The 19721-nt window shown below is 73.8% G+C and carries 27 protein-coding genes and 1 tRNA gene; 18 read left to right on the top strand and 10 right to left on the bottom strand.

Annotated features, from left to right (window positions below):
* Nucleotides 1–6: 6 nt before the first annotated feature.
* Both FB558_RS39085 and FB558_RS39080 read right to left on the bottom strand, forming a co-directional pair.
* Nucleotides 7–555 carry a nicotinamidase gene (locus tag FB558_RS39085; protein WP_142063526.1) on the bottom strand — a complete coding sequence of 183 codons (549 nt, stop codon included), beginning with the start codon at nt 553–555 and terminating at the stop codon, nt 7–9.
* Nucleotides 556–559: 4 nt separating this feature from the next.
* Nucleotides 560–1861, bottom strand: a complete 1302-nt coding sequence (locus FB558_RS39080) for a nicotinate phosphoribosyltransferase (RefSeq protein WP_142063523.1) — start codon at nt 1859–1861, stop codon at nt 560–562.
* A gap of 56 nt (nt 1862–1917) precedes the next feature.
* Here FB558_RS39080 and clpS point away from each other — a divergent pair, with 56 nt between their 5' ends.
* From clpS to FB558_RS39030, 10 genes are all read left to right on the top strand, one after another.
* The gene (clpS, locus tag FB558_RS39075) at nt 1918–2214 is read left to right on the top strand and encodes an ATP-dependent Clp protease adapter ClpS (protein ID WP_142064324.1); all 297 of its coding nucleotides are present in this window, start codon (nt 1918–1920) and stop codon (nt 2212–2214) included.
* Between the two features lie 13 nt (nt 2215–2227).
* On the top strand, nt 2228–2779 hold the full coding sequence (locus FB558_RS39070; RefSeq protein WP_142063521.1) for a DUF2017 domain-containing protein: 552 nt from the start codon (nt 2228–2230) through the stop codon (nt 2777–2779).
* Nucleotides 2780–2846: 67 nt separating this feature from the next.
* The gene (locus FB558_RS39065) at nt 2847–3302 is read left to right on the top strand and encodes a M67 family metallopeptidase (protein WP_425468155.1); all 456 of its coding nucleotides are present in this window, start codon (nt 2847–2849) and stop codon (nt 3300–3302) included.
* Nucleotides 3303–3347: 45 nt separating this feature from the next.
* Nucleotides 3348–3626, top strand: a complete 279-nt coding sequence (locus tag FB558_RS39060; protein ID WP_142063514.1) for a MoaD/ThiS family protein — start codon at nt 3348–3350, stop codon at nt 3624–3626.
* Between the two features lie 55 nt (nt 3627–3681).
* Nucleotides 3682–4632: a PLP-dependent cysteine synthase family protein gene (locus FB558_RS39055; protein ID WP_142063511.1), complete on the top strand. Its 951-nt coding sequence runs from the start codon at nt 3682–3684 to the stop codon at nt 4630–4632.
* An 88-nt stretch (nt 4633–4720) separates the two neighbouring features.
* Nucleotides 4721–5338 (top strand): rhomboid family intramembrane serine protease, encoded by a 618-nt coding sequence (locus FB558_RS39050; RefSeq protein ID WP_211367173.1) that lies wholly within the window; start codon nt 4721–4723, stop codon nt 5336–5338.
* A gap of 19 nt (nt 5339–5357) precedes the next feature.
* Nucleotides 5358–6209, top strand: a complete 852-nt coding sequence (gene murI, locus FB558_RS39045) for a glutamate racemase (RefSeq protein WP_142063508.1) — start codon at nt 5358–5360, stop codon at nt 6207–6209.
* A gap of 74 nt (nt 6210–6283) precedes the next feature.
* Complete coding sequence (locus FB558_RS39040) at nt 6284–6646, top strand: hypothetical protein (RefSeq protein WP_142063505.1); 363 nt, start codon at nt 6284–6286, stop codon at nt 6644–6646.
* A complete protein-coding gene (locus FB558_RS39035) occupies nt 6639–7043 on the top strand; it encodes a hypothetical protein (protein ID WP_170231764.1) in 405 nt (134 codons plus the stop codon). The genes FB558_RS39040 and FB558_RS39035 overlap by 8 nt, the downstream gene beginning before the upstream one ends.
* 8 nt (nt 7044–7051) lie before the next feature.
* Nucleotides 7052–7840: an MBL fold metallo-hydrolase gene (locus FB558_RS39030; RefSeq protein ID WP_142063502.1), complete on the top strand. Its 789-nt coding sequence runs from the start codon at nt 7052–7054 to the stop codon at nt 7838–7840.
* A gap of 1 nt (nt 7841) precedes the next feature.
* Here FB558_RS39030 and FB558_RS39025 read toward each other — a convergent pair whose 3' ends face one another.
* The gene (locus FB558_RS39025) at nt 7842–8333 is read right to left on the bottom strand and encodes a DUF2231 domain-containing protein (RefSeq protein WP_142063499.1); all 492 of its coding nucleotides are present in this window, start codon (nt 8331–8333) and stop codon (nt 7842–7844) included.
* Between the two features lie 60 nt (nt 8334–8393).
* On the opposite strand from FB558_RS39025, the gene rph reads away from it, so the two are divergent.
* Together rph and rdgB are read left to right on the top strand one after the other, a co-directional pair.
* Entirely contained in the window at nt 8394–9146 is a 753-nt protein-coding gene (rph, locus tag FB558_RS39020; RefSeq protein ID WP_142063496.1) for a ribonuclease PH, read from the top strand.
* A 4-nt stretch (nt 9147–9150) separates the two neighbouring features.
* A complete protein-coding gene (gene rdgB / locus FB558_RS39015; protein ID WP_142063493.1) occupies nt 9151–9741 on the top strand; it encodes an RdgB/HAM1 family non-canonical purine NTP pyrophosphatase in 591 nt (196 codons plus the stop codon).
* 13 nt (nt 9742–9754) lie between these two features.
* On the opposite strand, the gene FB558_RS39010 is transcribed toward rdgB, so the two are convergent.
* Complete coding sequence (locus tag FB558_RS39010) at nt 9755–10144, bottom strand: carboxymuconolactone decarboxylase family protein (protein ID WP_246107089.1); 390 nt, start codon at nt 10142–10144, stop codon at nt 9755–9757.
* 94 nt (nt 10145–10238) lie between these two features.
* Here FB558_RS39010 and FB558_RS39005 point away from each other — a divergent pair, with 94 nt between their 5' ends.
* The gene (locus tag FB558_RS39005) at nt 10239–10928 is read left to right on the top strand and encodes a TVP38/TMEM64 family protein (protein ID WP_142063487.1); all 690 of its coding nucleotides are present in this window, start codon (nt 10239–10241) and stop codon (nt 10926–10928) included.
* Between the two features lie 10 nt (nt 10929–10938).
* On the opposite strand, the gene FB558_RS39000 is transcribed toward FB558_RS39005, so the two are convergent.
* The 5 genes from FB558_RS39000 to FB558_RS38980 form a co-directional block, all read right to left on the bottom strand.
* Nucleotides 10939–11011 (bottom strand) — tRNA-Leu (locus FB558_RS39000).
* Between the two features lie 604 nt (nt 11012–11615).
* On the bottom strand, nt 11616–12416 hold the full coding sequence (locus FB558_RS38995) for a carbohydrate ABC transporter permease (protein ID WP_142063484.1): 801 nt from the start codon (nt 12414–12416) through the stop codon (nt 11616–11618).
* On the bottom strand, nt 12413–13342 hold the full coding sequence (locus tag FB558_RS38990) for a carbohydrate ABC transporter permease (protein WP_142063481.1): 930 nt from the start codon (nt 13340–13342) through the stop codon (nt 12413–12415). Before FB558_RS38990 ends, FB558_RS38995 begins: the two co-directional genes overlap by 4 nt.
* Nucleotides 13335–14705, bottom strand: coding sequence for an extracellular solute-binding protein (locus tag FB558_RS38985; protein WP_142063477.1), 1371 nt, complete (start codon nt 14703–14705; stop codon nt 13335–13337). Before FB558_RS38985 ends, FB558_RS38990 begins: the two co-directional genes overlap by 8 nt.
* 17 nt (nt 14706–14722) lie before the next feature.
* Nucleotides 14723–15787, bottom strand: coding sequence for a carbohydrate kinase family protein (locus tag FB558_RS38980; protein WP_142064315.1), 1065 nt, complete (start codon nt 15785–15787; stop codon nt 14723–14725).
* Between the two features lie 258 nt (nt 15788–16045).
* Between FB558_RS38980 and FB558_RS38975 the strand changes: the two genes are divergently transcribed.
* Genes FB558_RS38975 through FB558_RS38960 form a run of 4 tightly spaced genes read left to right on the top strand, consistent with a single transcriptional unit; the run spans nt 16046 to nt 18884 of the window.
* Nucleotides 16046–16810, top strand: coding sequence for a DeoR/GlpR family DNA-binding transcription regulator (locus FB558_RS38975; protein WP_342787724.1), 765 nt, complete (start codon nt 16046–16048; stop codon nt 16808–16810).
* Complete coding sequence (locus FB558_RS38970) at nt 16807–18198, top strand: family 4 glycosyl hydrolase (protein ID WP_142063471.1); 1392 nt, start codon at nt 16807–16809, stop codon at nt 18196–18198. The genes FB558_RS38975 and FB558_RS38970 overlap by 4 nt, the downstream gene beginning before the upstream one ends.
* 36 nt (nt 18199–18234) lie before the next feature.
* Nucleotides 18235–18492 carry a type II toxin-antitoxin system Phd/YefM family antitoxin gene (locus FB558_RS38965; RefSeq protein ID WP_142064312.1) on the top strand — a complete coding sequence of 86 codons (258 nt, stop codon included), beginning with the start codon at nt 18235–18237 and terminating at the stop codon, nt 18490–18492.
* Nucleotides 18480–18884, top strand: coding sequence for a PIN domain-containing protein (locus FB558_RS38960; protein ID WP_142063468.1), 405 nt, complete (start codon nt 18480–18482; stop codon nt 18882–18884). The genes FB558_RS38965 and FB558_RS38960 overlap by 13 nt, the downstream gene beginning before the upstream one ends.
* On the opposite strand, the gene bcp is transcribed toward FB558_RS38960, so the two are convergent.
* Nucleotides 18874–19341 carry a thioredoxin-dependent thiol peroxidase gene (gene bcp, locus FB558_RS38955; protein ID WP_142063464.1) on the bottom strand — a complete coding sequence of 156 codons (468 nt, stop codon included), beginning with the start codon at nt 19339–19341 and terminating at the stop codon, nt 18874–18876. The genes FB558_RS38960 and bcp overlap by 11 nt on opposite strands.
* 120 nt (nt 19342–19461) lie before the next feature.
* Between bcp and FB558_RS38950 the strand changes: the two genes are divergently transcribed.
* The gene (locus FB558_RS38950; RefSeq protein ID WP_142063461.1) at nt 19462–19683 is read left to right on the top strand and encodes a DUF3618 domain-containing protein; all 222 of its coding nucleotides are present in this window, start codon (nt 19462–19464) and stop codon (nt 19681–19683) included.
* Nucleotides 19684–19721 lie beyond the last annotated feature (38 nt).

Below are 19721 nucleotides of genomic sequence, written 5' to 3'. Positions count from 1 at the left end.
GATGTGCTACGCCAGCGTCACTCCCGCGGCGCGCAGCTGCTCCAGCGCCCGCTCCGTGCTCTCCGGCGCCACACCTGCGCACAGGTCGAGCAGCACGGTGGTGGTGAACCCGGCCGCGACCGCGTCGAGCGCGGTGGCGCGCACGCAGTGATCGGTGGCGATGCCGACCAGGTCCACCGCGTCCACGCCGCGAGCCTGCAGCCAGTCGGCCAGGCCCGTGCCCGCCGTGTCCGTGCCCTCGAACCCCGAGTAGGCGGCCTCGTGCTCGCCCTTGCTGAACACGGCCTCGAGCGGCGCCACGTCCAGCTCCGGGTGGAACGACGCCCCGGGTGTGCCCGTGCGGCAGTGCGGCGGCCAGCTGTCGACGAAGTCGGGGGTGTCGGAGAAGTGCGCCCCGGGGTCGACGTGGTGGTCGCGGGTGGCGACCACGTGGTCGTACCCGCCTTCCCGCATCCACCCCGAGATCGCGGCCGCCGTCGCGGCCCCGCCGGTCACGGCGAGGGAACCGCCCTCGCAGAAGTCGTTCTGCACGTCGACGACGATGAGCGCGCGCACGCGATCACATCCCTTCGAACACGGTGGGCAGTGCCGGCTCGCCGCGGGAGAGCTTGAGCCCCTCCCACGGCACGGACACCAGTGCGGCGCGCAGGTGCTCGCGGGACTGCTCGAGCGTCGGCAGCCCCGCCACCTGCTCCCCGCCGCGGATCAGTGGCACCGGGACGACGCGGTCGTGCGGCCCGACCGCCACGTCGGCGTCCGCGGGGTGGACGACCTCCTCGATGGCGGTGCCGGTCGGCTTGTACCGGCGCACCGCCGACTTGCGGCCGCCGCGCGACTCCTTCGACGAGCTGCGCTTGGCCACCGGTCGCCCGTCGACCTCCACGAGCTTGTAGACCATCCCGGCGGTCGGCGCGCCCGAGCCGGTGACGACCGAGGTGCCGACCCCGTAGGAGTCGACGGGCTCGGCGCGCAGCGAGGCGATCGCGTACTCGTCGAGGTCACCCGACAGCACGATCTTGGTGTCCCGGGCTCCCAGCGCGTCGAGCTGGTCGCGGGCCTGGCGGGCCAGCTCGCCCAGGTCGCCCGAGTCGATCCGGATCGCGCCGAGCCCGGTGCCGGCGGCCTCGACCGCGAGCTCGACGCCGCGGCGGATGTCGTAGGTGTCGACGAGCAGCGTGGTGTCCGGCCCGAGGGCCTTCACCTGGCTGGTGAACGCCGACAGCTCGTCGTCGTGCAGCAGCACCCAGGCGTGCGCGGCGGTGCCCGCGGTGGGGATCCCGTGGCGGCGCTGGGCCTCGAGGTTGGAGGTGGTCGTGAACCCGGCGAGGTAGGTGGCCCGCGCCGAGGCGACGGCGGCGGCCTCGTGGGTGCGCCGCGACCCCATCTCGATGATCGGGCGGCCGGCCGCGGCCGTCACCATCCGCGCCGCGGCGGAGGCGACCGCGCTGTCGTGGTTGAGGATCGACAGCGCGAGGGTCTCCAGCAGCACCGCGTCGGCGAACGTGCCCGTGACGGTCAGGATCGGGGAGCCCGGGAAGTACAGCTCGCCCTCCGGGTAGCCGTCGACGTCGCCGGAGAAGCGGTAGTCGGCCAGCCAGGACAGCGTGGCGTCGTCGACGACGTCGGCGAGCATCGCCAGCTCCTCCTCGCCGAACCGGAACCGCGCGATCGACTCCAGGAGGCGCCCGGTGCCGGCCACCACGCCGTAGCGGCGCCCCTCGGGCAGGCGCCGGGCGAAGACCTCGAACACGCAGTGCCGCTGCGCGGTGCCGTCGGCGAGCGCCGCGGCCGCCATCGTCAGCTCGTACCGGTCGGTGAACAGGGCGGTGGACACCCCGGCCGACGACGGACTGCCAGTCATGGTCCGAAGCCTATGTGCCGTGCGCCCCGAACGGGGGAGGTGTCACCATGGAGACCATGGCCGCGCCGCTACCCGCACCCACGCGCCAGGTGGAGCAGGACGTCGCCGAGGACTCGACGGCCGACGTCCCCTGGCAGGCGATCGTGTGGAACGACCCCGTCAACCTGATGTCGTACGTCACCTACGTGCTGCAGAAGCTGTTCGGGTACCCGGAGCCCAAGGCCACCGCGCTGATGCTCGACGTCCACCACAAGGGGAAGGCCGCGGTGTCGTCCGGGGACAAGGACAAGATCGAGGCGGACGTCGCGAAGCTGCACGCCGCGGGCCTGTGGGCCACCATGCAGCGCTCATGAAGGGCATGGCACAGTGAACGGCTGGAAGAGGTCCGGCCGCGGCGCCAAGGCGCGCCTGGTCGCGTCGCTCGACCCGCAGGAGGCCGCCGTGCTGCGCGGCCTGGTCGGCGAGGTCCGGCAGATGCTCGCCGGCCGCAGCGCCGACAACCCCGCCGACGAGCTGGCAGTGCTCACCGGGATGCGCACGGGCCCGTCCAGCCGGCCCGACGACCGCGTGCTGGCCCGGCTGCTGCCCGACTTCACCACCGAGGACGCCGACCTCGCCGCCGGGATGCGGTCCCTGCACGAGCCGGAGCTGATCGAGGCGAAGGACGCGGCGGCCGCGCTCGTGCTGGAGACCCTCCCCGACGACGGGGGCCGCGTCGAGCTCACCCCGGAGCAGGCCGACGCCTGGCTCGCCGCGCTCAACGACGTGCGGCTCGCGCTCGGCACCGCCCTGGACGTCAGCGAGGACATGCCCGAGGACCTCGGGCCCGACGATCCGCGCTCGGCCCACCTCGGCGTCTACCACTGGCTCACGTTCGTGCAGGACGCGCTCGTGCAGTCGCGGATGCAGATCCGCTAGGCGGCGCAGGTGTGAGGCGCGTCCGACGGGGTGCACCTCCGCCGTTCCGGAACGTAGGCTGGACGGCGTGCTGGTGATCCGAGCCGATCTCGTGGACGAGATCGTCGCCCACGCCCGCCGGGACCACCCCGACGAGGCGTGCGGCGTCATCGCCGGACCCGAGGGCTCCGACCGCCCCGAGCGGTTCATCCCCATGCTCAACGCCGCCCGCTCGCCCACGTTCTACGAGTTCGACTCGGGCGACCTGCTGCGGCTCTACCGCGACATGGACTCCCGCGACGAGGTGCCCGTGGTGATCTACCACTCGCACACCGCCACGGAGGCCTACCCGTCGCGCACCGACATCTCCTACGCCTCCGAGCCCGAGGCGCACTACGTGCTCGTGTCGACGCGCGAGCCCGGCACGCACGAGTTCCGGTCGTTCCGGATCGTGGACGGTGTGGTCACCGAGGAAGACGTCGAGGTCGTGGAGAGTTACATGTTCTCGCACACCGGGGCCGATGACGTCCCGGACCACGCCTGACGTCGCGTCCGCCCGCCACGACCGAACACCACCTGGAGCATCCGCATGGCCGTCACCGTGTCCATCCCCACCATCCTGCGCACCCACACCGGCGGCGAGAAGTCCGTCGAGGCCAAGGGCAGCACCGTCGCCGAGGTGATCGACGACCTCGAGGCCCGCCACGGCGGCATCGCCGGCCGGCTCGTGAACAACGGCAACCTGCACCGGTTCGTGAACATCTACGTCGACGACGAGGACGTGCGCTTCGCCGGCGGCCTGGAGGCGCCCGTCGGCGAGAACTCCAACGTCACGATCCTGCCGGCCGTCGCCGGCGGCATGCGCTGATCGGGGACGGGCCGGGCGCGTCCCGGCCCACCCCGAGCCCGTCCGAGGAGACGCCATGGCTCGGTACGACTCCCTGCTGCAGGCCGTCGGAGACACCCCGCTGGTCGGCCTGCCGTCGCTCTCGCCCGCCCCCCACGTGCGGCTGTGGGCGAAGCTGGAGGACCGCAACCCCACCGGATCCATCAAGGACCGGCCCGCGCTCGCCATGATCGAGAAGGCCGAGGCGGACGGCGTGCTCACGCCCGGCTGCACGGTGCTCGAGCCGACGTCGGGCAACACCGGCATCTCGCTGGCGATGGCGTGCAAGCTCAAGGGCTACTCGCTGGTCTGCGTGATGCCGGAGAACACGTCGCTCGAGCGGCGCCAGCTGCTGGAGATGTACGGCGCGAAGATCATCTCCTCGCCCGCGGCGGGCGGCTCCAACCAGGCCGTCGCGATGGCCAAGGAGCTGGCGGCGCAGCACCCGGACTGGGTGATGCTCTACCAGTACGGCAACCCGGCCAACGCCGACGCGCACTACCGCACCACCGGCCCGGAGATCCTGCGCGACCTGCCCACGGTCACGCACTTCGTGGCGGGCCTGGGCACCACCGGCACCCTCGTGGGCACCGGTCGCTACCTGCGCGAGCAGAAGCCGGACGTCCAGATCGTGGCGGCCGAGCCGCGCTACGGCGAGCTGGTGTACGGCCTGCGCAACCTCGACGAGGGTTTCGTCCCCGAGCTGTACGACGCCGACGTGCTGACGGCGCGCTACTCCGTCGGCTCCCACGACGCCCTGCGCCGCACCCGCCAGCTCGTGGAGCAGGAAGGCATCTTCGCCGGCATCTCGTCCGGCGGGATCCTGCACGCCGCGCTGGCCGTCGCGGAGAAGGCCGCGGGGGCGGGGGAGAGCGCCGACATCGTGATCATCATCGCCGACGCCGGGTGGAAGTACCTGTCCACCGGTGCCTACTCCGGGGAGCTGGACGAAGCGGCCGAGGGCATCGAGGGCCACCTCTGGGCGTGAGGCTGCGGCCTCAGCCGAGTCGACCGGAAGTGGTGCGGCTCACACGCTGTTGTCGCTCGCAGGCGTTCTCCTGCGTAACCTCGGAGGCATGGTCGCCCCTGCGCCCGCGCCCCGCCGCTCGATGGCCCGCGTGCTGCCGCCCGCGCCGGTGCGGTCTGCGCTGTTCATGCTGGTGTTCACCGCGGCGCTGTACGTGATCGAGGTGCTCGACACCGCCAGCGGCGAGCAGCTGGAGGAGGCGGGCGGCATCCGCCCGCTCGTGGTCGACAGCCTCGGCGGCGTGCTGTGGTCGCCGCTGCTGCACGACGACTTCGCCCACCTGATGGCCAACACCGTGCCGTTCCTGGTGCTCGGGTTCCTCGCAATGGCCGGGGGGTTCCGGCAGTTCCTGCTGGTGACCGCCACGATCTGGGTGCTCGGCGGGCTCGGCGTATGGCTCACGGGAGTGTCCGGCTACCACATCGGCGCGTCCGGGCTGATCTTCGGCTGGCTGGTCTTCCTGCTCACCCGCGGGTTCTTCGCCCGCAGCGGGCTGCAGATCCTGCTCGCCGTGGGCCTGTTCCTCGTCTGGGGCGGGATCCTGTTCGGCGTGCTGCCCGGTCAGCCGGGGGTGTCGTGGCAGGCGCACCTGTTCGGGGCGCTGGCCGGGTTGCTGGCGGCGCGGCTGGTGGCGGGGGCCGACCGGCGGACGAGGCGGGCTGCGTAGGGGTCCTTAGGATCGGGGGGTGGCCCCCGATCCCGATGCCCCGATCGGCATCTTCGACTCGGGGGTCGGCGGTCTCACCGTCGCCCGCGCGGTGATCGACCAGTTGCCCGCGGAGCAGGTCGTGTACGTCGGCGACACCGCGCACGGCCCGTACGGGCCGCTGAAGATCGCCGAGGTGCGGCGGCACGCGCTCGCGGTCGGCGACGCGCTGATGGAGCAGGGGATCAAGGCACTGGTCGTCGCCTGCAACACCGCGACCGCGGCCTGCCTGCCCGACATCCGCGAGCGCTACCCCGTACCTGTCGTGGAGGTGCTGCGGCCCGCCGTGCGCCGGGCCGCGGCCACCACGCGCAGCGGGCGGGTCGGGGTGATCGGCACCAGCGCCACGATCGCCTCCGGCGCCTACCAGGACGCCTTCGCCGCCGCTGCCGGCGTCGAGGTCACGGCCGCGGCGTGCCCGCGCTTCGTCGACTTCGTCGAGCGCGGCATGACCAGCGGCCGGCAGGTGCTCGGGCTGGCGCAGAGCTACCTGGCGCCGCTGCAGCAGGCCCGCGTCGACACGCTGGTGCTGGGCTGCACGCACTACCCGCTGCTCGCCGGTGTGCTGCAGATCGTGGCGGGCCCGGACGTCACGCTCGTCTCCAGCGCCGACGAGACGGCCAAGGACCTCGTGCGCGTCCTCATGGAGCACGACCTCGCCCGCGACCCGGCCGGCCCGCCGCCCGCGCCGCACCGCTTCCTCGCCACCGGCGACCCGGAGCCCTTCCGCCGCCTTGGCCGCCGGTTCCTGGGGCCCGAGATCGGCGCGGTGGCAGGCCTCCCGGCTCGCCTGAGACCATCCCTGCCGACGAACGGCACTTTCGTCGGCTAGGTACCGACGAAAGTGCCGTTCGTCGTCTGCGGGCGGGCGGCGCCGCGCACCTCGCCCTCCGGTAGCGTCGCGGCGTGATCGGCGCTCTCGTCGTCGTGGTCCTCGTCGCGCTCGTGGCGCTCGCGGTCTACGGCGTGGTCCTGACTGCGATCGACCGGCCGCCGGACGTGTGGACCAAGCGGGCGGTCGGGGTGGTGGTCGCGCTGCTGGTGGTGCAGGCCGCCATCGCCGCCGTCCAGGTGTTCGGCGGCACCCCGCTGCCCGAGACCAGCACGTTCCTCATCTACCTCGTCGTGTCGGTGTGCGTGCTGCCGATCGCCACGCAGTTCGCCACCGCCGAGCCGACGCGGTGGGGCGGGGCCGTCGTCGCGGTCGGGGCGATCGCCACCGCCGTCGCCGTCTGGCGGCTCGACGGGCTCTGGGTGCCCGGTGCCTGAGCCCGCCCGCGCCACGTCCTCCGGGCCGGGGCGGGTGCTGATCGCCGTCTACGGGGTGTTCGCGCTGTCGGCCACCGCGCGGGCCGGCGTGCAGATCGCCACCCGGTTCGGTGAGGCGCCGTTGGCGTACCTGCTGTCGGCGCTCGCAGGCGTCGTCTACATCCTCGCCACGATCGGGCTGGCCGGGCACGGGCCCGGCGCGCGGCGCCTGGCGTGGGCCGCGGTCGGGTTCGAGCTGGTCGGGGTGCTGGTCGTCGGCACGCTCACCGTGTTCGACCAGGGCGACTTCCCGGACGACACCGTCTGGTCCGCCTACGGGCGTGGCTACGGCTTCATCCCGCTGGTGCTGCCGCTGATCGGCCTCTGGTGGCTGCGGCACACGAGCCGGCCGCGTTAGCGTTGCGCATGCGGCTGATCGTGCTGGGGTGCTCGGGCAGCGGACCGGGGCCAGACTCCCCGGCGTCGGGCTACCTGGTCGAGGCCGGGGGAGCGCGCCTCGTGCTCGACCTGGGCAACGGCACCCTCGGTGCGCTGCAGCGCCACCTCGACCCGTGGGACCTCGACGCCGTCGCCTTCTCCCACCTGCACCCCGACCACTGCGCCGACTTCTCGGCGCTGGCGGTGCACCGCCGCTACCACCCGCGCCCGCCCCACGACCCGGCCGTGCGCCCGCTCGCGGTGCACGCCCCGGCCGAGGCGCCCGACCGGTTCGCCGCGGCGTACGCGCCCGACGCCGCCGAGCGGGCCGAGACCGACCTCACCGACGTCTTCACCTTCCACCCCCTCACCGACGGCGGCAGCGCCACCGTGGCCGGCGTGCGGCTCACCGCCCGTCGCGTCGACCATCCCTGCGAGGCCTACGCGCTGCGGGTCGAGGCGGACGGGCGCAGCCTCGTCTACAGCGGCGACACGGGCCCGTGCGCGTCGCTCGTGGAGCTGGCCCGCGGCGCCGACGTGCTGCTGTGCGAGGCCACCTGGCCGCACCTGGTGCCCGGAACGGACCGCGAGCAGCCGCCCGGCGTGCACCTGTCCGGCCGGCAGGCGGGCGAGCACGCGGCGGCGGCGGGCGTCGGCCGGTTGCTGCTCACTCACGTGCCCGCGTGGTTCTCCGGCGAGGACCTGCTGGCCGAGGCGAAGGCGGCGTTCGACGGCCCGGTGGAGCTGGTGGCGCCCGACCGGGCCTACGACGTCTGACCTACTGCCCGATCCCCTGCCAGACGACCACCGAGCCGGCGTGCCCCACCCACACCACGACGGCGGTGACGGCGAGCCCCGCCAGCGCGGCGAGCACCGCGAGGCCGGTGGCGGCCCGCGCGCGGGTGGCCGTGGTCGCCCGGGCGTGCGCCCCCGCCTCGGCGCGCGCCGCCGCCCGCTCGGTGAGCACCGCTCCCGCCAGCAGCACGAGGAAGACCAGGGCCACCGGCAGCAGCCACGAGGCGCGCTGCGCGTGGACGTCGATCAGCGGGTTGTGGCCGCCGAGCGCCGTCCAGAGCTGGGTGCCGGTGGTCGTCGCCATCGGGACCGCCGCCACCCCGGCCACACCCACGAGCAGCACCGGCACCCCGAGCGTGCGGCGCCACGACCGGCTGACCGCGATCACGACGGCGCCCAGCGCGGCCAGCGGCAGCAGCACGACGACCGCGTGCACGACGAGGGGGTGCAGCGGGATGCCGTCGATGACCCACATGTCCTGTGCAACGGCGCACCGCGGCGGTCGGTTCAACCGACCGGGTCATAGGGTGGCCGCGTGACACGCGCAGACGGCAGGACCGACGACGAGCTCCGCCCGGTGACGATCACCCGGGGCTTCCAGAAGCACCCGGCGGGCTCGGTGCTCGTCGAGTTCGGGGACACGAAGGTGCTGTGCGCGGCGAGCGTCACCGAGGGCGTGCCGCGCTGGCGCAAGGGCTCCGGGCTGGGATGGGTCACCGCGGAGTACGCGATGCTGCCCTCGGCCACGAACACCCGCAACGACCGCGAGTCGGTGAAGGGCCGCGTCGGCGGCCGCACCCAGGAGATCAGCAGGCTCGTCGGCCGCTCGCTGCGGGCGTGCATCGACCTCGCCGCGCTCGGCGAGAACACCATCGCGCTGGACTGCGACGTCCTGCAGGCCGACGGCGGCACCCGCACCGCCGCGATCACCGGTGCCTACGTGGCGCTGGCCGACGCCGTCACCTGGCTCGGTGCCCACGGTGCGCTCGCCGACCCGAAGCCGCTGTCCTGCCAGATCGCGGCCGTCAGCGTCGGGGTGGTGGACGGGCGCGTGCGCCTCGACCTGCCCTACGAGGAGGACTCCCGCGCCGAGGTGGACGCGAACATCGTCGCGACCAACACCGGCACCCTCGTCGAGGTGCAGGGCACGGGGGAGGGCGCCACCTACACCCGCAGCACGCTCGACGCGATGCTCGACGTCGCGCTCGTCGGCATCCAGAAGCTGGCGGACCTGCAGGCCGAGGCACTCGCCCAGCCCTACCCGCGCGACCTGCCGGGACGGTCGTGACGCGATGAAGGTCCTGCTCGCCACCCGCAACGCGGGCAAGCTCGTCGAGCTGCAGCGGATGCTCGTCGACGGCCCCGTCGAGGTCGTCGGCCTCGCCGACGTCCCGGAGTTCCCCGAGGCCCCGGAGACGGGCGCCACGTTCGCCGAGAACGCGCTCGCCAAGGCGCGGGACGCCGCGGCGGCCACGGGCCTCCCCTCGGTGGCCGACGACTCCGGTCTCGCCGTCGACGCGCTCAACGGGATGCCCGGGGTGCTGTCCGCCCGTTGGTGCGGCCGCCACGGCGACGACGTCGCCAACCTCGAACTGCTCCTGGGCCAGCTCGGGGACGTGCCCGACGAGCGCCGCGGCGCCGCGTTCGTGTGCGCCGCCGCGCTGGTGGTGCCCGGGGGCCGGGAGACCGTGGTGCACGGCGAGTGGACGGGCCGGATCGTGCGCGCGCCCCGCGGCACGAACGGCTTCGGCTACGACCCGATCTTCGTGCCGGACGGCGAGGAGCGCACCTCGGCGGAGCTGGAGCCGCAGGAGAAGGACGCGGCGTCGCACCGGGGCCGCGCCATGCGCGCCCTCCTCCCGCACCTGGCCGCCCTCACCTGAGCGCCGAGGCGCGTCAGGAGGGCTCGTTCAGCACGCGGCGGGCCACGCCGAAGGCCGAGTTGGCGGCGGGCACGCCGCAGTAGATCGCGCTCTGCAGCAGCACCTCCACGATCTCCTCGCGGGTGAGGCCGTTGCGCAGGGCCGCGCGCAGGTGCAGCTCCAGCTCGGCGAGGTGCCCGTGCGCGACGAGCGCGGTGATCGTGATGGCGCTGCGCATCCGCCGGTCCAGGCCGGGACGGGTCCAGATGCCGCCCCAGGCGTAGCGGGTGATCATCTCCTGGAACTCGGACGTGATCTCGTCGGCGCGCTCGAGCGCGGCGTCCACGTGGTCCGGTCCGAGCACCTCGCGGCGGACGGCCAGGCCGTCGGGATCGAGGTCGAGGGTGCGCTGCTCATCGGTCACGCGAGGCACGGTAGCCGCCGCGCAGGTGAACATCCGGTGGCGAGCGCCACCCTTCGTGCCGAGCAGGTAGACGGCGTTCGGTACCGTCGAGCGAGTGAGATGGGGACGGATCGCCGCAGTCGCCGGCGTGCTCGCGGTCGCCGTCCTCGCCGTGCTCGCGTTCCGCAGCGGCACCGGCATCCCCGACATCCGCGCGGCCGTGCAGACCGCGGGCCTGTGGGCGCCGTTGCTGTTCGTGCTGCTGCAGGGTGCGGTCACGGTCGCGCCCGTGCCGCGCACCGTGTTCACCGTGGCCGCCGGGGTGCTGTTCGGCGGCATCGGCGGCGTGCTGCTCGCCGTGGCCGGCACGGCCCTGGCTGCCGCCGTCGCCTTCTGGCTGGCCCGCTGCGTGGGCGGGCGGTTCGCGCGCAAGCACTCCGACCACCGCCTCATGACGTGGGTGCGCGCCCGGCTGGACCGCAGCGGCCTGCTCGCGATGATCTCGCTGCGGCTGATCCCCGCCGTGCCGTTCTCCGCGATGAACTACGCCTCGGCGCTCTCGGGTGTGCGGTTCGCGCCGTACCTGATCGGCACCGTGCTGGGCGTCCTACCCGGCACGATCGGGGTCGTCATCCTGGGTGACGCGGCGGTGGGCGGCAACCCGCACCCCGCGATGCTGCTGGTGTCGGTGTGCTCGGGGGCCATCGGGCTCACCGGGGCGCTGATCGCGGCCCGGAGGCCGGCGCCGGTGGTGCCGCTCCCGGTCGCCACCGACGTGGAGCCGGGGGACGAGCGGGCCGCGTAGGGGCGCGCGGTGCCGGCGGCGGGATTCGAACCCGCACTGACGACCACCTAAAGATCGGGCCTCTGCCGTTGGGCTACGCCGGCGCACACAAATCGTACGGGCTCGACTTCGCACACCCAGCACCCACTTCGCACACCGCGGGCCTTGTGCGAAGTGGCAACTGGGTGTGCGAAGTCGGCCACGAAGCGGCGGGTCGCGGCGATCGCGTCGCCGAGCTGCCCGAGCGGGACCGTCGGCGGCGGGGTTCGCCAGCCGTGTCAGCTCCTGCACGTCGTCGGGGAGCTCGGACAGGGCCGGCAGCGCGGCGTTCAGCGGGTCGGTGGCCGCGGTGAGCTCCTCGTCGCGGGCCGGGCCGGTGGGCAGGTGCAGGCCGCGGGCGTAGCGCAGCATGCCGGTGGCCTGCAGCGCCGCGACGGTGGCCTCCCGCTCCGGGGTCAGCCGCAGGAACCCGAACCGGCGTCGGGGCGGCTCCGAGGGTGCCAGCGGTAGCAGCGCCGCGACGTCGCGGAGGCCGGCCGGGTCGAGCAGGTCCTCGACGTCACGCGTCTCGACCCAGCGGTTGAACCGCCGCTGCACCGCGTTCAGCAGCTCCACGAACATCCGCCGACCCCCGCCCTCCGCCCTGCGTCATCCAACCCCGGGCCGGGGAACGGCGGGTGACGAGCGCGCGTCGCCACGGTGATCGGCTCACTCCCGCACCGCCCCCTCCAGCATCCCGCGGATGAAGTGCCGCTGCAGGAACAGGTAGACCACCACCACCGGCACCGCGACGATCACCGCGCCGGCCGCCAGCAGCGTGAAGCCCGTCATGTGCTGGCCCTGGAAGAACGCGAGCCCGAGCGGCGCGGTGCGCAGGTCCCCGTCGGTGGCCATGACCAGCGGGATGAGGAACTCGTTCCACGTCCACATGAAGGTCAACACCACCATCGTGACGATGGCGGGCCGCCCCGGCGGCACCAGGATCTGCCACAGGATGCGCCACGAGCCCGCACCGTCGAGGCGGCCGGCCTCGATCAGCGACTGCGGGCGGGAGCGGAAGTAGGCCCGCATCCAGAACGTGCCGAACGCGAGCGACTGCGCCACCTGCGGCAGGGCGATGGCCCAGAACGTGTTGGTGAGCCCGAAGGTGCGCAGGTCGAAGTACAGCGGGACGACGATCACCTCGGTGGGCACCATCAGCCCGAGCAGGAACAGCGGGAACAGCACGGCCGCCCCCGGCACGCGCATCGTGCCGAACGCGTAGCCGGCGAGCACCGACAGCACCCCCGCGACGACGACCACGAACGCCGACACCGCAACGCTGGTGAGCATCGACGACCCGAACCGCCCCTGCTCCCATGCCGCGGGGAAGTTGGCGAGGCCGCCCGGCCCGCCCGAGTCGCCGGGGCCGAGCGCGCTGGCGAGGATCGTGAGGACCGGCCACAGCGCGAAGGTGGCGAAGAGCAGCAGGATCGCGTAGTTGGCCGCGCGCTCGGTACGGGAGATCACCGGCGCTCCCCGATCCGCGCGACCGCCAGGTTGATCACGAAGATGAGCACGGTGAGCGTGACGCCGACGGCTGCCGCCGAGCCCACCTCGCCCAGCCGGAACGCGCGGTTGTAGACCTCGAACGACGGCACCGACGTGCGGTTGCCCGGCCCGCCACCGGTCGTGATGTAGATCAGGTCGAAGGTCTTGAGCGCGGCGATGACGGTGAGCGTGAGCGCGACGGCGAGCTCGGCGCGCACCGCGGGCAGGGTGATCGCGAAGAACTCCCGCACCGGCCCGGCGCCGTCGAGGCGCGCCGCCTCGTACAGCTGGTCGGGGATGCGGCTCATCCCGGCCATCAGCAGCACGGTGACCAGCCCGGTCTGCACCCACGTGCCGATCACACCGACGGCCGGCAGCGCGAAGGTGGTGTCGCCGAGCCAGGCCCGCGTCAGCCCGCCGAGCCCGACGAGGTCGAGCAGGCCGTTGACCGATCCGTCCGGGGCGTAGAGCTGCCGCCACGCGACGCCGACCACGACCATGGCCACCACCTGCGGCAGGAACACGACCGTGCGGAAGAACGGCAGGCCGCGCACCCGGGCGCGGGTGAGCACGGCCGCGAGCACCAGCCCGATCGCCGTGGGCAGCAGCGCGAAGAACACGATGAGCACGAGCGCGTGCCCGAACGCCGCGCGCAGGCCGGCGTCGGTGACGACCTCCGCGTAGTTGGCCAGGCCCACGAACGTGGCGAGGGAGAGCCCGTCCCAGTCGTAGAGCGACAGGTGCACGGCGCGCCCGAGCGGGTAGAGCACGAACGCCGCGTAGACGACGAGCGCGGGCGCCACGTACGCCATGGCGTGCCACCGGGACGGGCCCAGCCGCCCGTCCGGTGCGGGAACGACCGGGGGTGCCGGCCGGGCGCGCGCGGGGGTGCGGGTATCAGCCATTCGCGTCGACGAAGGCCGCGTAGTCGGCCTCCACCGTGCTCAGGAACGCCTCGGGCGGCTGCTCGCCCGCGATCAGGTCCTGCAGCGCCGCGCCCATGGTGTCGCCCATGGTCGGGGTGGCGTAGTCGAGGTAGGGCAGCAGCTCACCGTTCTCGGCCACCTGGGCGAACGCGGCGAACACGTCCGCGGACAGGCCGGCGGGCGGGGTCTGCGCCGCGGTGTCGGCGACGGGCAGGTTGCCGGTCTCGGTGAGCACGGCCATGGCGTCGGCGTTCGTGATGAAGTCGAGGTAGGCCGCGGCCGCGTCCGGCGCGTCGCTGCCGCTGGTGATCGAGAACGGCAGGCCGGTGCCGCCGGTGGCCGACACCGGACGGCCCGCGGGCGGCGGGGGCGGCATGAACCGCACGTTCTGGCCCATGGCGGCCTCGAGGTCGGGCGCGTACCAGGTGCCGCCGATGAGGAAGGGCGACTCGCCGCGGGAGAAGGCCTGCCAGGCCTGGTTGTCGTCGATGCCGTTGACGCCCTCGGGGAAGTACCCCGCCCGCGCCCACTCGGCGACCTTCTGCGCGGCCTGCGTGTTCTCCGGGGTCGTCCAGGACGCGCCGGCACGCCCGAACGCGAGGTCGGTGACCTGCTCCGCGGGCACGAGCTGGTCCTGTACGGTGCCGAACACGTGCAGCGCGGGCCAGCCCTCGACGTTGCCCAGCTGCACGGGCGTCGTGCCGGCCGCCTTCGCGGTGGCGAGCGCGGCCTCGAAGTCCTCCCACGTGGTGGGCACCGCGATGCCGAGGCGCTGCAGCTCGGCCGGGTTGTAGTAGACGCCGACGACCTCACCGACCTGCGGCAGCCCGTACATCTCGCCCTCGCCGAACACCTTGCCGTCGGGCGTGTAGCTCACGTACTGGCGCACCGACTCCGGGTAGCGCTGGTCCCAGCCGTAGACCTGCGCCCACGGCTGGAGCGGCAGCAGCTGCCCGGCGGCGACGAACGCGCCCATGTCGGCGCGGCCGTTGTTGGCCTGCACGACGTCGGGCGCGTCGTTGCTGGTGATCGCCAGCCGCAGCGTGGTGGCCAGGTCGTCGAACGAGCGCGACTCCCGCTCGATGGTGATGTTGGGGTAGCGCTCCTGGAACGCCGCGTTGAGCCGCTCCATCTGCTCGTTCTGCCCGCCGCGGACCTCCTGGTCCCACACGGTGAGCGTGACGGGGCCGAGCGCGGCGATGTCGGTCTGCACCGCCCGGTCGGTGGTCGGCGGTGCGGCGGCGTTCTCGGAGCCGGGCGTGCAGGCCGTCGCCAGGAGCGCGCCGAGAAGCGCGGCGACGACGGCGGGCGCGCGGCGGATCCGTGACGGTCGGCTGGCCATCGGGGCTCCTCGGGTGCTCAGGGGGTCGTGTTGGTGGTGGGTCGGGCGACGTCGGAGTGCCGGGCGATCGTGGCAGCGGCGCGGCGGACCCCGCAGACGTGGGTGCGCGGCACGAGGTCCTCGAGGAACCCGTAGCGGCGGCTCAGGTCCGCGGCGGCGGCGTGCCCGGCGTCGGCGCGGGCGCGGGTGCGGCGCCACCAGTCGCCGATGTCGCCCCAGCCGGGCGCGGCGAGGGACCCGCCGAACTCGTGCACGGCCAGGGCGGCGGACACGCCGGCGAACAGGAGGCGGTGCTCCAGCGGCCAGCCCGCGATGGTGCCGAGCACCAGCCCGGCCCCGAAGACGTCGCCCGCCCCGGTCGGGTCGAGGGCGTCGACGGGGAGCGCGGGCACCGCCGCGGTCTCGCCGGTCACGCCGTCGACCGCGATCGCGCCGTCCCCGCCCAGCGTGACGACGGCGAGCGGGACGTGCTCGGCGAGCGCCTTGAGCGCGGCCTGCGGGCTGTCGGTGCGCGTGTAGTGCATGGCCTCGACGGCGTTGGGCATGAACGCGTCGCAACCGGCGAGCGTGCGCAGCAGCTGCGGGTCCCACGCCCCGGTGGGGTCCCAGCCCGCGTCGGCGAACACCAGCGCACCCTCGTGGCGCGACCGCGCCACCCATGACGGCAGGACGGGGTCGGCGGCGCCCTCGCCGATGCTGGTGATGACGGCCCGGGAGCGGGGCGGCACGCCGATCAGCTCGTCGGCACGGATCGGCAGCTCGTGGCCGTGGGTGACCATGCTCCGGTCGCGCTGCACGGCCATCGACACGGTGACGGGGGAGTGCCACTGCGCGAAGCGCCGCGACCGCGAGAGGTCGACGCGCTCCTGGTCGGCGAGGGTCTGCCAGCAGAAGTCGGCGTAGACGTCGTCGCCGAAGCCCGCGGCGAGGCTGGTGCGCAGTCCGAGCCGGGAGGCGGCGATCGCGAGGTTCGCGATCCCGCCGGGGCAGGAGGCCATGCCCGACGCCCACACCTCGGTGCCGGCCGACGGCGCGGCCGGCAGCCCGGTGAAGACGATGTCGAGGAACACCGTGCCGGACATGAAGATGTCGACCGGGGGCGAGTCGGCGCCGCCGCGCAACGCGGCCAGCGGGTCCCACAACACCGGCTCGTGGGGTACGTCCACCGTCGTGCTGTTCCTCGTGCTGGTCACCGCCTGCGCTACCTCGTCCTCCTGCTCGGTCCCGCCGGGATAGTGCCGGGTCGCCTGCGCGGATGGCAACTGTGCGCGCGCGTCTTTGCTCAGATGTGACGCGTTGTGCTCGCGCGGCGGTGTTCGCGTGCGCCCTGCTGCGTTACCGTGGGCGCCGTGCTTCCGGCGAGCCGTCACGGGGAGATCCTCCGTCTGGTGCGGTCCTCCGGCATCGTGTCCGTCGAGGCGCTGGCGTCGAACCTCGGGGTGAGCCCGTCGACGATCCGGCGCGACCTGCAGTCGCTCGACGCCGAGGGTGCGCTGCGGCGGGTGCGGGGCGGGGCCGGGTGCGTGCCCGACGACGACCCGGTGCCGTTCGCGCAGGTCGCCACCGTGGCCGCCGACGACAAGGAACGGGTGGCGCGCGCCGCGGCCACGCTCGTCGGCGACGGCGAGGTGGTGCTGCTCGACATCGGCACGACCACCGCCCGGCTGGCCCGGATGCTGCGAGGCAGGCGGATCACGGTGATCACGAGCAGCCTCGCGGTCGTCGACGAGCTGCGCGACGACCGGTCCGTGGAGCTGCTCGTGCTCGGCGGGATCCTGCGGCGCAACTACCACTCGCTCGTCGGGATGCTCACCGAGCAGGCGTTGCGCGAGGTGCGGGCGCACCGGCTGTTCCTGGGCACGAGCGGGATCTCCCGCGAGGGCCAGGTGCGCGACTCCACCCTCGTCGAGGTTCCGGTGAAGCGCGCGATGATCGACGCAGCCGAGCAGACCGTCGTGGTGGCCGACCGCGGCAAGTTCCCCGGCACCGGGTTGCTCCCGGTGTGCGGACCGGAGGAGGTCGACGTGATCGTCACGAACGAGGGGGCCGACGCGGGCACGCTCGCGGCGTGCGCCGCCTCCGGCACGGAGATCCGGCTCGCGTGAAGCTCACGATCCTGGGCGGGGGCGGGTTCCGGGTGCCGCTCGTCTACCGGGCGCTCGCGAGCGGGTCGCCGATCACGGAGGTCGTCCTGCACGACGTCTCCGGTGGGCGGCTCGCCGCGATCCGCGCGGTGCTCGCGCAGCTGGCCACGGCCCCGGCGGTGCGCACCACCACCGATCTGGACGACGCGCTCGCCGACGCCCGGTTCGTGTTCTCCGCCATCCGCGTCGACGGGCTCGCCGGGCGCACCGTGGACGAGCGGGTGGCGCTCTCGTGCGGCGTGCTCGGCCAGGAGACCACCGGTCCGGGCGGGATCGCCTTCGGCCTGCGGACGGTGCCGGTGGCGCTGCGCGTCGCGGAGCGGGTGGCGGCGGTGGCGCCGGACGCCTGGGTCATCAACTTCACCAACCCGGCCGGAATGATCACCGAGGCGATGCAGCGCGTGCTCGGCGAGCGCGTGATCGGCATCTGCGACTCGCCGATCGGGCTCGCGCACCGCGCCGCGCGGGCGCTGTCGGGCCTCGGCGTCGCGGCGGCCGAGGAGCCGGTGGTCGAGTACGTGGGTCTCAACCACCTCGGCTGGCTGCGCGGGCTGCGGGTGGACGGGGTGGACCGGCTCCCGGACCTGCTCGCCGACGACGCCGCGCTGGCGTCGGTCGAGGAGGCGCGCCTGGTGGGGCCCGACTGGGTGCGCGCGATCGGTGCCCTGCCCAACGAGTACCTCTACTACTTCTACCGGACCCGGGACGCCGTGGCGGCCATCGGCGCGGCGGCGAGCACCCGCGGGGAGTACCTGCTCGACCAGCAGGATCGGTTCTACGCCGACACCGCGGCCGATCCGGGCGGCGCGCTGGAGCGCTGGATCCGCGTGCACGCCGAGCGCGACGCGAGCTACATGGCCGAGAGCCGCGAGGCCAGCGGCGCCGGCGAGCGTGCCGTGGAGGACCTCGCCGTCGGCGGCTACCAGCAGGTGGCCCTCGACCTGATGGCGGCGCTGTCCGGCGGCGCTAGCCTTACCCACCCCGCCGGCTCCGCAAGCTCCGCCGGCTTCCATCCCCCAAGCCGCACCATGATCCTCGACGTCCGCAACGGCGCCGCGGTGCCGGGTCTCCCGGCCGACGCCGTCGTGGAGGTGCCCTGCCTGGTGGGCGCGCACGGCGTCACGCCGCTGGCCACCGCCCCGCTGCCGCTCGCGATGCTGGGCCTGCTGCAGCAGGTCAAGGCCGTGGAGCAGGACACGATCGAGGCCGCGGTCACCGGCTCCGAGGCGCTGGCGCTGCGCGCGTTCGCCCAGCACCCGCTCGTCGACTCGGTGGGTGTGGCGCAGGAGTTGCTGCGGGGGTACCGGGCGCGGATCCCCGGGGTGGCCGCGGTGTTCGGCGATTCCTGATATTCGGAATCTGATAGTCTGATCCGCGTGAAGGAGATGTCTGCGTCCGAGGCGGCGCGCAACTTCTCCGCGGTGCTGGACGCCACGGAGAAGGGCGAGACGATCGTCGTCACCCGGTCCGGTCGGCGAGTGGCGCTGATCGCGCCGGCCCCGCGCGCGAACGGGGCGGCGCTGTCCGACGTGATGGAGCGCTGGCGCGGCCACCCCGCCCTCGACGATGCGTTCGCCGCGCAGGTCGGCGCCGCCCGCAGCGCAGTGTCCGCGGAGCTGGACACCGACCCGTGGCGCGACTGATCCTCGACACCGGCGTTCTCGTCGCCGGTGTGCGGGGCAGCGGTCCCCTCGGCGCGCTCGCCCGCACCGACGACGTGGGGCTCCCGGCAATCGCGGTGGCCGAGTACCTCGCGGGCACACTGCTCGACGCAGATCCGGGCCGATCGGCGGCGCAACGCGCCTTCCTCGACGAGATCCTGCAGGTCGTGCCCGTGCTCGACTACGACGAGGGAGTTGCCGAGCACCACGCTGCGCTGCTGGCCCACACGCGCAGGAGCGGCGAGGCGTGTGGTGCCCACGATCTGATCATCGCGGCCACCGCCCGGAGCGCGGACCGCACGATCGTCACCACTGACGCCCGTGCCGGGTTCGGTGAGCTCCCCGGTGTGGAGGTCCGCGTCGTCAGACCTTGAGGTCCCGGCGCAGCTTCGCCACGTGACCGGTGGCGCGCACGTTGTACTGCGCCTGCTCGACCTTCCCGTCGGCGTCCACCAGGAACGTGGAGCGGATCACGCCGGTGACGGTCTTGCCGTACATCTGCTTCTCCCCGAAGGCGCCCCACGCGGTGAGCACCTCCTTGTCGACGTCGGAGAGCAGCGGGAACGTCAGGCCCTCGGCGTCGCGGAACTTCGCGAGCTTCGCCGGCTTGTCGGGCGAGACACCGATGACGTCCAGGCCGGCGTCGCCCAGGTCCGCGAGGTTGTCGCGGAAGTCGCAGGCCTGCTTCGTGCAGCCGGGGGTGCTCGCGGCCGGGTAGAAGTAGACGATGACCCGGCGGCCGCGGTAGTCCGACAGCGACACGGGCCTGCCGTCGGCGTCGGGGAGGGTGAAGTCGGGAGCGGCGTCGCCGGGGGCCAGGCGGGTGGTCATCCACCGATACTGGCACCAGGCGCCGGACGCGCCGACGGCCGGGGCGCCGTCCGGGCCCGCGCTGATCTACGGTGGCACCCTCCGACGTGACACAGTCGACCGCAGATCCCAGGAGGCGTCGTGCCCCGCGACCCGGACACCATCCAGCGCGAGATCGAGCAGGCCAGGGACGCGCTCGCGGACAGCCTCGACGCCCTCTCCGAGCGCGCGAGCCCCAAGCACCTCGTCGACGCGGGCAAGGAGAGCGTCGCGGTGCGGATGAGCGACCCGAGGATCCGCTACGGCCTCATGGCGCTCGGCGCCCTGCTGGCGATCGCGTTCATCCGCCGCCTGTTCCGCTGACCCCCCGCAACGAACGGCACTCTCGTCGGCACCTAGCC

This window comes from Pseudonocardia kunmingensis, from assembly GCF_006716445.1.
GTDB classification, from domain to species: Bacteria; Actinomycetota; Actinomycetes; order Mycobacteriales; family Pseudonocardiaceae; genus Pseudonocardia; species Pseudonocardia kunmingensis.
The sequence above is the reverse complement of the archived record's forward strand: the minus strand, read 5'-3'. Positions and strand labels throughout refer to the sequence as shown.

Coding starts and splice junctions, on each gene's coding strand:
- FB558_RS39080 (WP_142063523.1), bottom strand. CDS start 1,861: ATGACTGGCAGTCCGTCGTCGGCCGGGGTGTCCACCGCCCTGTTCACC.
- clpS (WP_142064324.1), top strand. CDS start 1,918: ATGGCCGCGCCGCTACCCGCACCCACGCGCCAGGTGGAGCAGGACGTC.
- FB558_RS39060 (WP_142063514.1), top strand. CDS start 3,348: ATGGCCGTCACCGTGTCCATCCCCACCATCCTGCGCACCCACACCGGC.
- FB558_RS39055 (WP_142063511.1), top strand. CDS start 3,682: ATGGCTCGGTACGACTCCCTGCTGCAGGCCGTCGGAGACACCCCGCTG.
- FB558_RS39050 (WP_211367173.1), top strand. CDS start 4,721: ATGGTCGCCCCTGCGCCCGCGCCCCGCCGCTCGATGGCCCGCGTGCTG.
- FB558_RS39030 (WP_142063502.1), top strand. CDS start 7,052: ATGCGGCTGATCGTGCTGGGGTGCTCGGGCAGCGGACCGGGGCCAGAC.
- FB558_RS39025 (WP_142063499.1), bottom strand. CDS start 8,333: ATGTGGGTCATCGACGGCATCCCGCTGCACCCCCTCGTCGTGCACGCG.
- rdgB (WP_142063493.1), top strand. CDS start 9,151: ATGAAGGTCCTGCTCGCCACCCGCAACGCGGGCAAGCTCGTCGAGCTG.
- FB558_RS38990 (WP_142063481.1), bottom strand. CDS start 13,342: ATGGCTGATACCCGCACCCCCGCGCGCGCCCGGCCGGCACCCCCGGTC.
- FB558_RS38985 (WP_142063477.1), bottom strand. CDS start 14,705: ATGGCCAGCCGACCGTCACGGATCCGCCGCGCGCCCGCCGTCGTCGCC.
- FB558_RS38980 (WP_142064315.1), bottom strand. CDS start 15,787: ATGTCCGGCACGGTGTTCCTCGACATCGTCTTCACCGGGCTGCCGGCC.
- FB558_RS38965 (WP_142064312.1), top strand. CDS start 18,235: ATGTCTGCGTCCGAGGCGGCGCGCAACTTCTCCGCGGTGCTGGACGCC.
- bcp (WP_142063464.1), bottom strand. CDS start 19,341: ATGACCACCCGCCTGGCCCCCGGCGACGCCGCTCCCGACTTCACCCTC.